This is a genomic window from Nocardia sp. NPDC055050 (assembly GCF_053608345.1).
This window is the reverse complement of record NZ_JBSGVG010000021.1, coordinates 112738-123913: the sequence shown is the minus strand read 5'-3', so window position 1 is coordinate 123913 and position 11176 is coordinate 112738. Positions and strand designations below refer to the sequence as shown.

General features: G+C 65.4%; 6 protein-coding genes, 1 rRNA gene and 1 pseudogene. 5 read left to right on the top strand and 3 right to left on the bottom strand.

Annotation, left to right across the window (positions count from 1 at the left end):
- Window positions 1–91, top strand: a 5S ribosomal RNA gene (gene rrf / locus ACWGCN_RS22160); the annotation flags it as partial.
- A gap of 868 nt (window positions 92–959) precedes the next feature.
- Here rrf and ACWGCN_RS22155 read toward each other — a convergent pair.
- Both ACWGCN_RS22155 and ACWGCN_RS22150 read right to left on the bottom strand, forming a co-directional pair.
- On the bottom strand, window positions 960–2510 hold the full coding sequence (locus ACWGCN_RS22155; protein WP_378992414.1) for a hypothetical protein: 1551 nt from the start codon (window positions 2508–2510) through the stop codon (window positions 960–962).
- Between the two features lie 18 nt (window positions 2511–2528).
- Window positions 2529–4490, bottom strand: a complete 1962-nt coding sequence (locus ACWGCN_RS22150; RefSeq protein WP_452459897.1) for a UvrD-helicase domain-containing protein — start codon at window positions 4488–4490, stop codon at window positions 2529–2531.
- Window positions 4491–4954: 464 nt separating this feature from the next.
- Between ACWGCN_RS22150 and ACWGCN_RS22145 the strand changes: the two genes are divergently transcribed.
- A complete protein-coding gene (locus tag ACWGCN_RS22145) occupies window positions 4955–5704 on the top strand; it encodes a hypothetical protein (protein ID WP_452459896.1) in 750 nt (249 codons plus the stop codon).
- Window positions 5705–5770: 66 nt separating this feature from the next.
- Here ACWGCN_RS22145 and ACWGCN_RS22140 read toward each other — a convergent pair.
- A pseudogene (locus ACWGCN_RS22140) lies at window positions 5771–5983 on the bottom strand (dicarboxylate/amino acid:cation symporter); the annotation flags it as partial.
- Window positions 5984–6404: 421 nt separating this feature from the next.
- Here ACWGCN_RS22140 and ACWGCN_RS22135 point away from each other — a divergent pair.
- From ACWGCN_RS22135 to ACWGCN_RS22125, 3 genes are read left to right on the top strand one after another with little or no spacing between them, the layout of a single operon-like run.
- Window positions 6405–9938 (top strand): CHAT domain-containing protein, encoded by a 3534-nt coding sequence (locus ACWGCN_RS22135; protein WP_452529087.1) that lies wholly within the window; start codon window positions 6405–6407, stop codon window positions 9936–9938.
- Window positions 9938–10333: a hypothetical protein gene (locus ACWGCN_RS22130; RefSeq protein ID WP_452459894.1), complete on the top strand. Its 396-nt coding sequence runs from the start codon at window positions 9938–9940 to the stop codon at window positions 10331–10333. The genes ACWGCN_RS22135 and ACWGCN_RS22130 overlap by 1 nt, the downstream gene beginning before the upstream one ends.
- Window positions 10330–10992, top strand: a complete 663-nt coding sequence (locus ACWGCN_RS22125) for a 4Fe-4S single cluster domain-containing protein (RefSeq protein ID WP_452459893.1) — start codon at window positions 10330–10332, stop codon at window positions 10990–10992. Before ACWGCN_RS22130 ends, ACWGCN_RS22125 begins: the two co-directional genes overlap by 4 nt.
- Window positions 10993–11176: the final 184 nt, after the last annotated feature.

Genomic DNA, 11176 nt, shown 5'->3' with positions numbered 1-11176 from the left:
GCCCGGTCCCATTCCGAACCCGGAAGCTAAGGCCACCTGCGCCGATGGTACTGCACTCGACAGGGTGTGGGAGAGTAGGACACTGCCGGAACATCTTTGCGAAAGGCCCTCCAACTTCGGTTGGAGGGCCTTTTTGCGTTCCCCAGCTGCCGCGGCGGCGGTTCGGTCAATCTTGGCTTCTCCCAACCTGTCTGGCCGTCTGGGACTAGCCTGTGCGTGTGAGTGCAGAACTCCCGCCCAACGAGGGCGAGCCGAAGGCGCACGTCCATGGTCGTGCCAGCCTCGATGCGCAGAATCGCAGCACCCAGAACGAGTCGTACACCCGCCAAGTGCGTTCCAGTACCAACTTCGGTGTGTGGCGACGTGACGCCGAGGTGAGCAGCAAGGGCACGAAGGAGAAGCGCCGCACCGTGCAATTGGTGGTGGCCGGTGGGTTTCTCGTCGCGGGGGTCGTCGGCGCAGCACTGGTCTTCATGGCGTTTCAACCCGACGCCAGCGGAGATGCGCCGGTGAAAGGCAGTGGCGTGACGTCGGTCGCCCAACCGGCCGCGCCGGTCGATGTCACCACGGCGGTCGTACCTACCGTAGTGAAACCGACTGCGAGTGCGACGATCTCGGCGCGCACGCCGACAGCTCTGCTGACGCAGCCATGCCCCGTCGGCACGGTCTGTTGGTGGGACATGCCCGACTTCAAAGACTTGCTTCACTCGCTACCGCACGGTGAGGTGCCCTCGATCGGACCGGAAAGCTGCCTGGAGTTGGGCGTCGCCAGTCTCGGCCCGCGGGGTGCCGGCTCGGTGGTCAACGGCGGCAGTGTCCCGCAGACGTTCTGGGAGAAAGACGTTCTGGGAGAACGGCGACTGCACCGGACGTTCGTTCGTCATGAAGCCCGGAGAACAACTGGCGAAATTGCCGATATTCCCCTTCTCCGTCAGCGGGTAGCGGCCGCACCCCTGTGCTCACGGATTGGGTTCGGCGGTGCGCAGGAGTTGCAGCAGACCGTGCACGGCGGCTTCCTGCCCCGCCGACAGCGGATCAGTGGCGAAGTGCATCAACTCGTTCCGTACATCGCGCACCTGCTCGACCAGCTCCAGAACCTGACTGTGATCGAGGCGCCAGCCGAGCTTGCGCCAGCGAACCGGGTCGCGCAGTAGGTACACATAGCCACCGAAGGTCAGGTGCGCCGCTTCGGTGGTGTGGGCGCGCCTGTTCTTGGGGGCCGCGGCTTTGATGTCGTCGGGATCGAGATGATCGTTGGCGGCGCGGCGCAGCCGGTTCTCTGCCTCCTCGATCAGCACGAAAGGCTTTGCCAGCATGCCGAATTGGTGGGTGAGATCCGATGCGGTGAGGATGCCTGTCACCCGCGCGCGGTCAGGGCTGCGCACGAAGATGAATCCGTTGTCGTAGATGGCGTCGATCTGGTCGAGCAACGGAGCGTCGTGGTCGACGACGACGGCGGGCACGGTCGCTTCGGCCAGGGTCGGGTGGTCACCGGAGATATGGGCGCGGCCGATCGATTCCCAGGTGATCGCGCCGTGATAGGTCCCGTCCTGATCGATGACGGCGAGTTGCGAGAACTGATGACGCACCATGGTCGTCTTCGCGACGGTCAGGTTCACATGCGAGGGCACCGACGTCAGCGTCGCGGGCAGATCCCCCAGCCGACGGGTCATCGGTTCCGGGTCGGAGACGTTCTCCACCGCGCTGGAATCCCGTTGCCGGACTTCGCTGTCCGCCGTGAGATCGGCGACCGTGTCGGGCTCGGCATCGAGTGGCACGATGGTGACGATGTCACTGAGCGCACCCTCGGTGAACGGCGGCCGGGTGGTGAGCCCGTTCTCGGCGAGGGCGGATTTGATCACCTCGATCGCCGCCGCGGTACGCCGCTCGAACTGCCAGTGCTCGAGCAGACTGCGGATGGTGAGTTGACGGGGATTGCCCGCAGCATGGGAACTCGCCTCGGCGAGCAGTTGAACCGAATCGGTGGCCACTTCGTCACTGTCGAATCCGGGATCCGTCCCGAACTCGGCCAGATGGGCGATGCGAGCGGCCGCATGATTGCGGTGGATCCCGCAGACGGTGAGCAACGAGCCGAGACTGGCGCGCAGGTCGGGCCGCAACGCCTCCCACACGATGTCGGTTCGCAGCCAGTCGACCTTCCTGACCTGGCGGAATTCCTCGGGCTCGGCCTCGCGATACTCGTACTGGCCGACCACCCGCCCGATCGCGACATAGCCGGTTTGCAGCTTCAGCGGCATGACAACCAGGTCGTCGTTCGCGATGTCGGTGCCGAATTTCCAGAGTTGCCCAGCCCAGTTGCCGACCACATTGGGGGTAGCGAGGGGATACTTCTCGCGCAGTGCTGCCTTGAGCTCTTCCCAGGTTCGATAGCGGCTGAGGTCGCCCATTTCGTCCCAGCCGACGATGGCCAGGCCCTCGTCGAGCGCGCGGTGTTCGCGCTGGCCGTCGCGGCCAGACCGGATGAGCCACGCGCGCGGGTTGTCGTACACAGTTCTGATCCTCCCAGTTCAGTCCGACAGGTAGGCGACCCAGAGATAGTCGCGGGCGCGGCTGGTGGCGACGAGTAGCTGTCTGGCGAGCATCTCGGCTCGGTCCCTGGCGCCGCCGGACAGCGCGTCCAGGTCGGTCGGTGGTTCCTCGGTGATATGGAAGACGGCGGCGAAGTCCATCCCTTTCGCGCGGCGTACCGTGCCGACTTTGACCGGTTCGACCTGCGAGCCGTCGTAGTTCTCCAGCGAGACAGCCTTGATGCCCGCTCGGCGCAGCACCCGCAGGTATCGCGTGACCTCGCTCGGCCAGTTGACGATCACGGCGATCTCGTCCCCCGGCGGCAGGTGTGCGTCACGGAGCGCGCGGGGGAGTAGCCCGTCGATGTCGCGACGGGGGATGTGAACGTCGGCTGCCCGACCATCCGGCAGCGTGGGATCGCTGTCACGAAGGATGACGCCGGCCCCGCCATCGAGGTCATCGACGGTGTTGCCCGCCTCGATACGTTGTGAATACCGCAGCACCGCTTCACGATTGCGGTAGTTCTTCCGCAGCACGCGACCACGCCCACCGGCGAGCGGGATCCCGGCCTCGGACAGGGTGCAACCCCCGGCGTAGACCTGCTGCTGTCCGTCGCCGACCAGCAGCAGCTGTGCGTCGGGGCCGCCGCCCGCTATCTGGTGCACCAGCTGCAATTGCCGGAGAGTGAAGTCCTGCACTTCGTCGACGACGACCATGGCGTACGCCTCGGTGCTGTCGAGTGGGCGGGCTCGAAGTTCGTCGACGGCGAGGGAGATGACATCGTTGAAGTCGTGGGCATGCCGCGCGTCCAGGACTTCCTGGTAGGGCTGATACCAGTGCTCCCAGACGAATTGACGGCGGGTCGACCGCAGGCTGATTCCCTCGCGACCCACCCGCTGCACGCGCTTGTACGACTCCAGATCGGTGATCCCGCGGCCCTTGATGACCCGATTGATCTCGTCCTGCCAGTAGCCGTGGTCGGTGCCCTCGACCCGCCCCAACACGCCGCGGGCACCTTGCCACGACTTGGCGAACGCGGCATCGACGGCTTTGTCGTTCAACCGGAATGCGACATCACGGCGGTCCAGGAATGCCATCGCCCACGCATGCAGCCCGGTGAACTCGGCGCGCCCGGCGGCGTGTGGCGCGATCTGCGCGAAGCCTCGCTCATGGTAGGCGGGCAGGCTCTTGACGAATGTCGTGAAGAGCAGTCGCCCAGGGTTGCGCTTGGCGAAGTGCGCCATGCGCTGCAACGCGACGACCGACTTTCCGGTGCCCGCCGGACCGCTGAACCGGGCCGGGCCGGTGAAGGTGGCATGGACGAGCGGCACCTGATCGGGATCGAGGAACGTCATCCAGTCGCTGAACGGTCTGGCAAGCGCGGAGGACCTCGCGTCCTCGCGGAGGTCCTCCTGGTCGAATAGGCCACCGGCGTCGATGGTTTCGGCCTCGGGGGCATCGTCGGCACAGAGGTAGCGATGCGTGGGGAGCTTCTCCGCAGCGGTCGCCGCGAGCTCGCCGACCCGTTCAGCGCGCATCCGCTTCTCACGACGGGACAGCGTTTCGACGAAACCGGCCTCGTCGACGACGAGATAGCGGCCGTCCGAGGTAGCCCGCGCGCCGCGCGGCATGAGCAGCACGACATCGACGGAATGCGGTACGAACTGGGCCCCGCCGACAACGAGCCTGGCGAAGGTCCGTTCGGCCTCGCCGCGGATCTTCAGGACCTCGGCCGAGCTGGGCAGCGCTTCGGTGAACACGAGTGCGAAAACCCCCGTGCGCCCCAGCGCGTACGCCGCGATCCGATCGGGCACGGGCGAACCGCTGTCCACGAGCAGATGCCAGCCACGCACAGTGAGCAGCCCTGCCAGGAACCGACGCTGCCCCGGTGTCAACTGTCGCTGTTCGGCGAGTGTGCGCTCCGCCCACCGTGCTACCCGCTCGCGATGAATATTCGGCATCGATCCCCCTCCGGATGCCGGCTCCGCGCAGCTGTTGGAGCCGTAATGCGTTGAGTACCAACATAGTTGACATCGGCTGTGCAGGCATGTGGATCGGCGCCCGCGCTGGGGGCGGGCTTTCCTGCTGATCTGTTGCACTGCCGCGAGCCTCGGCCGGACCGCGGTCATGCGATCGACGTATTTCCAGCTGTGTGCTCCGTCGTGCCAAGCTGTCCGGTTCGCTTCCGTACGAGGGGATTCTGTTCATGCAACGTCATCTGGCACCTGTCGCCGTCCTGGCCGTTCTGGCCGGTGTAACCGGGTGCGGGAGCGTCGATTCGCCGACGACACCAGCCGCCACATCCGCGGCTGGTTCCGCGCCGACATCAGGTGTAGGAACGCCGTTCGCGTTCACCGACGCGTCCACTGGGGCGAAGGTAGGCACCATCACGTTCACCGAAGTGGCCCTCGCGCCCGCTGACTGCGTGACCGATCTGGGTGCGGGCCGCGTCGCGTTGGCGGTTCGCGCCCAGATCGAGAGCATCGGCACCAGCCGGCTGTCGCGACCCGACCAGTGGCTGCTCAGCACCGTGGACCGCGCCGGGATCACCCAGCGGACCGAACACGCCATCCTCACCGACGACTGTTTCGACACGTTCACCTACAGCGCGTCTCCTAAACCGGGAACCACAGTCGAGGGCTGGTCCGTGGTCCAAGCATTACCCGAAATCGTCGCGCTGCAGTTCGTTCCGCTGGTCCAGGACGAAAGCGCCCCGATGGACGCGCCGCGCTTCGTCACCCCGGCACCGGCGAAAGTCACCATCGCGCTCGCGACCGCTCCGGCACCGGTCACCGCCCTGGCACCCGCCACCGTGACCACTACACCCTCGGCCGTCGCTCTACTTCCCGCCACGACGCCGGAGCTCGCGCCCGAAAGCTCCACTACAGCAGTGCCTACCACGGTGCCCACCCCGAAGAAGACGACACCCGCAGTCGGTGTCGCGTGCACCCCGCCCGGCGACGACTACGCCACCGCGGTTGACGGAAGCACCCTCAAATGCACCAAAGCCGGGGGCCCGAGCGCGAAATGGGTGCAATCAGTGCCCCTGCTCGGTACTCGCACTCCGGGTGCTCCCTGCGAGGTGGGTTCGGGTGTTGCGACATCGCCCGACGGTGAGGAGATGTTCTGCCTCGGCCAGGGGCCGGATAGCAATGTGTGGACTGTCCTGAATTGATGCTCGAGCCGGCGCTACCCGCGCCGATCAATCAGCTTGGTCCGTGCGGGCCATCACCTCGCCGCACTAGTTGAGGTCGATCGCCGCGACCGTGACGGTCTTCGTTCCGTTGTAGACATCACGGTCGCTGTCGTCGGCGTTGGCGACCAGCATCGCGACGAGGGTGTCGCCGTCGATGTTCAGGAAGATGCCGACGAACCAGTCGGCGGCGATGAGCAGGCCGACCGTTTCGAACGGCGGATCGAGCGAGGTGGCGAGGAACGTGGCGACCGGGAATCCGCGAGTTTCATGAACGGCCGGATCAAGGGTGGACACGAAGTTCAGCAGGGGCCTTGCCACCCCGGCGCCTTGGTCCGGACGCCTCGAGCGAGCTCCCCGTCGAACGCCATCTTCGCATCCGACCGGATCGCAAGGCTCAGCACCCAGACCAGCACCGCCGCGACAACCGAGAAATAGCAGTTGATGCATCAACCGCGTCGTGGCGAGAGTCGCCGCGCTGCAACGTGCACCGAAGTCGTACTGGGCCGGTATATTCCGGAGCTACGGGGTGGATTCGGGGGACAGGCGGGGCGGGATGGGTAGCACGGCGGAGAATCAGCTTGTCGTCGACATCGATGCCGACGGCATAGCGACAGCGCGCGTGTCGGGTGGCGACGTGCTCGCGGGGGGTCCGATGCCACCGTTCGCGGTGAGACCAGTGATGACCGAGGCCGACGTCGAGGACCTGCGCTGGTATTTCGAGGACTACCTGAGCGCCCCTTTCGCGGTCTACGAGGACCGCGGCGGCGAGATCGCAGACCACCTGTCTCGCTGGGGCACGGCGATGTTCGACTCGCTCTTCGGCGCAAGTCCGGCGATGGATGTCTATCGTCAGTTCCGTGCGTCGGGCAACCGCGGCGCGATCCTGATCCGCTCGACTTCGCCCCGATGGCTGAGTGTGCCGTGGGAGCTGATGTGGGACCCGGACGACTCGGCGCCGCTGGTCCGTAGTGGGATGACACTGGCGCGGACACCGCTGCTGACCGCTATCGAACCGCCTGTGGAGTTGGTCGTCGACCGCATCCGGGTACTCGTGGTGATCTCGCGGCCGTCCGGCCGGTCCGATGTCGGATATCGGATGATCGCTCGCGAAATGATCGACTGCCTCCAGCGCACGGGTGGCCCGATCGATGTGGTCGTCTTGCGTCCGCCGACCTTGGTCGCGTTGGGTGAGGTATTGCAGACCGCGCGAGCGTCCGGGCGTCCGTTTCACGTAGTTCACTTCGATGGACACGGCGTCTTCACCGCGGAGGGCAGCGGGGCGCTGGTATTCGAACGGCGGCGGGGAGGCGAGGATCATGTTTCCGCCGAACGCGTCGCGGAGGTCCTGGGCGACGCGCAGGTGCCCTTGGTGGTGCTGAACGCGTGCCAATCGGGTGTCGTCGGGCAGCGTTTGGAGGCCGGCGTCGCCACGCGGATCTTGAACGGCGGTGCTGACGCGGTCCTCGCTATGGCCTATTCGGTGTATGCGGTCGCGGCCGCCGAGTTCATGTCGGCCTTCTACGATCAGCTGTTCAGTGGGAGAACGTTCGGTGTCGCGGTACAGGCGGGGCGAGATCGTATGGCGAACAACCCGAATCGCCCGAGCCCGAAAGGTCCGCTGCTGCTGCGTGATTGGGCGGTTCCGGTGCACTACACGCGGCGCGAGGTGTGCTTCCCCTCGCTTGCGTCGACCAGCTCGACCGATTCCCCGACAACGGATGTCGATGACCAGCTGAGCGCGGCCGACGGGTTCATCGGGCGCGACGGCTACTTTTACGACTTGGAATCGGCAGCGAGTACCAAGTCGGTGATAGTCCTGCACGGGCAGGCGGGAACGGGCAAGACCGAACTAGCCAAAGGGTTCGCGCGGTGGTGGCAACGTACCGGTGCGCTCGACCACCCGGACGGCGTGGTCTGGTATTCCTTCGACCCAGGGGTGTCGTCGAGACAGCTCGACAGTCTGGTGGCGGCAATCGGTTTCGCTATCGACGGTACCGAGTTCGTCGCACTCGACCACAGCGCGCGCCGTGCGTCGGTGCGCGATCGCCTGCGCTCCCAACGGCTGCTGGTGGTGCTCGACAACTTCGAGACCGTCGCGACAATGCCAGATCGGGCGGGAACGACGCTGGCTCTGAGTGAAGTCGAACGCGCCGAACTGCGCGAGTTCCTCGATGACCTCTCCGACGAGGCACGGTCGGTGATTCTCGTAACCAGTCGCAATCCGGAACTGTGGCTCGGTGCCAACGTCGGTCGAATCGCCGTTCACGGGCTATCCGGTGCGGAATCCCAGCAGTACAGCGACCATCTACTCCACGACAAGCCCCAGGCTGTCGCACGACGTGCCCACCGCGAATACGCCGAGCTGACCGCGTGGCTCGACGGTCACCCACTTGCCATGCGGTTGACGTTGCCGCACCTGCAAGAGCGCGAACCCGCCGAACTCTTGTCCGAACTTCGTTCCCTCGGACCACATTCGATCCGAGGGAACGACGGATGGCTGGACACGCTCACCGCGGGGCTGCGATATTCGCTGGCCCACCTGAGCGCCGCGGACCGGCGATTGCTGCTGCCGCTCAGTTTGTTTCACGGTTCGGCAGAAGCCGCGGTGCTCGCCGAGCTTTCCCGCCGCGATGAGGCGCCGCCGATATTTCAAGGTCTCGACCGAGCGCAATGGGACAACGCGCTGAACAGGGCCACCGCGGTGGGTTTGCTCAGCGCGACCACGGAATCGACGTATCGACTACATCCGGCGCTGCCCCTGGCATTGGCGGCGCAATGGCGAGCTGAACTACCGGAGAGCTACCACTCCGATCAGGAAGCAACACAGTCGGCGCTGCTCGCGGTATTCGCCGACCGCGCGACAGACCTCCATCAGCAGCTCACTGGAGGCGACGCCGTCGCTGCCCTGCGGATCGTCGATCGACAGGCCCGAATGTTCAGTAGCCTGCTCGGCTACGCGATCGACCAACAGTTCTGGGCGCAGGCACACGAATTGGTGCGGCCGCTCTCGGCCTATTGGGCTAGCCGTGGGCTCGTCCAAGAGGCGGGTGCCTGGGTCGGTCGCGTTCGGCATCTGTCGATCGAGGGCACCGAATCGCCGACCGCGGCCGCCCTTTCGCTGTGGCTGTACATCGTCAGTGCTCACGCCAATCGCCTGATCGAGGCAGGTCGCCACCAGGAGGCGGAAGTCCTCTATACCGAACTGCGGCAGACGTTGGACTCGCGACCGACACCGGAACACGCCGCGCATCTCATCACTATCGACTACCAGCTGGGACGGTCGGCGCAGGACCGCGGCGACTACGACGATGCTGTTGTCCGGTTCGAACGGACGATCATCGCGGCGGAGGCGAACGGCGATCAGCACCAACTCGCCGTCAGTTCCCATCAACTGGGCAATATCGCGCTGATGCGCCGTGACCTCGCCGGTGCACACAGCCGCTACAGTCGCGCGCTGTCCCTCTTCGACAAGCTCGGTGACCAGGCTTCGGTTGTCGGCACGCTCTACCAGCTTGCCGCCGTATCACTGGAGGCCGGCGCAGTCGACCAGGCTGAGTCGCAATACAATACGGCGCTGAGTTTCGTGGCCGCCCAAGATGATCAGCCGCGATTGGCTGCCATCTACCACCAGTTGGCCTTGGTCGCAGACCATCGTGGCCAACTCGCGCTGGCCGAGGAGCGGTGCAGACAGTCTCTGATCATCAAGGAGCGTTTGCACGATGAGCCCGGCTGCATGGTCACCTACCAGATGCTCGGCGTCATCACCTATCGCAACGGTGACCTGGCCGCTGCCGAGCGGTGGTCATCGCGGTCGCTCGAGCTGGCCGAACTCACCGGCAATGCGCGAATGGCGGCAGATTGCCATCACCACCTAGCGATAGTCGCCCTCGGCCGTCAGGATTTCGATGCCGCGGCGGAATTGCTCCAGAAGTCCTTGCAGCAGGAGCAGGCGTGGGGAGACCGAGCGCGCCTGGCTGAAACCTACAGCTTGCTCGCCCTGTGCTCGAATACCGCCGCCGCGCTGGAGTGGGCGATTCGCGGGGAGGTCCTACTCTCGGAGCTTCCCCCGACGCCGAATTCCGAGATGCAGCTCCGTGCTGTCCATCAGCGACTCGCGCAATTGTCGGCGGTGCACGGAAGGGCGAATGTCGAACGCGTGTGGCGCCGAGTCACCGGAGCAGGCGTGCCGCGGCGCATCGGAATCGACCGTTGATGGCGGATGACCTCGAGAAGGTGGAAATGAACGACTTTGTCACACAGTCAACGACGGAGCAGACCGCGCGTGCCGTGGCGGCGCGGCTGTCGGCCGACCACGGTCCGGAACTGCTCGTCGATGTCGAGAAGGCATTGCGCGCGGGCGGCAATTCCGCCGCGCCCGACCAATTCCTGGATCCGATCTCGCTCGGTTCCCTCATCGTCAGTGTGACCAGTCTAGGCTGGGCGGTCTACGCCGACCTGCGCCGCCGCACTCCGGAGCCACCGCGTCAAGAGCTCGTCCAACGAATTCGCCTCGAACTCGTAGACCCTGGTGAATCATTGTCGACAGACGAAGGCCAGGTCATCGATGCCGTGGTCGAGAATATCCTCGAAGAAGGGTCAGCGGATTGACGGGTGTAGACGATGCGGTCTTGAATATCGCCGCGACATCTACCGCCACCGAGTCGCTCGGACCGGGTTTCCGGGCAGTGGTCTGGGTGCAGGGATGTCCGCTGAACTGTCGTGGTTGTGTGGCGCCGGAATGGATTCCGATCCAGCCGAGGCGGCTGGTCTCACCGGCTGACTTGGCCACCGAGCTGTTGGCGGGCCCTGTGGTCGACGGACTGACGCTCAGCGGCGGTGAACCGATGTTGCAGGCTCGGGCGCTGGCCGAACTCGTGCGCCGGGTTCGAGTCGAGAAGACGGTCACCGTCATCTGCTTCACGGGCTTCACGCTCGCCCGGTTACGGTCGGCTCCGCCCGGGCCCGGTGTGGACGAATTGCTATCCGAGATCGATGTTTTGGTCGACGGACCATATGTCGCGGCGCGCGATGACGGCCGTGGCTTGCGCGGTAGCACGAACCAGGTCGTGCATCATCTGACCGACGGGCTTCGGGACTGCGGCTACGACTTCGAGCATCGAGTCCGGTCGGCCGAAGTGCACGTCGACGAGCGCTCGGTGACTTTGGTCGGAATTCCGCCGCACGGGCTGTTGGCGACGCTCGATTCGGTGCTCGGAAATCGACCTGAGTCGGTCGAGAACCGGGATTCGGAACTGCTCGGTCGCTAAAATGGGATGAGTTGACTTGCCCGACTTAATGTTTCGGACAAGTGACCGACTATGCTCATCGGGACAACGCGGCGGTGATCCGTATACTTGCCTGCGTAGTTGGCGTTCAGCAGTGGACGTCGATGATCGCGCGGGTGGGCAGACGATCGTGAATGGGGCGGCGCCGTGAGTGGTAGAAAACAGA

Excerpts from the sequence above, each read along its gene's own strand:
- ACWGCN_RS22150 (WP_452459897.1), bottom strand. The coding sequence starts at position 4,490 with ATGCCGAATATTCATCGCGAGCGGGTAGCACGGTGGGCGGAGCGCACA.
- ACWGCN_RS22135 (WP_452529087.1), top strand. The coding sequence starts at position 6,405 with ATGACCGAGGCCGACGTCGAGGACCTGCGCTGGTATTTCGAGGACTAC.
- ACWGCN_RS22130 (WP_452459894.1), top strand. The coding sequence starts at position 9,938 with ATGGCGGATGACCTCGAGAAGGTGGAAATGAACGACTTTGTCACACAG.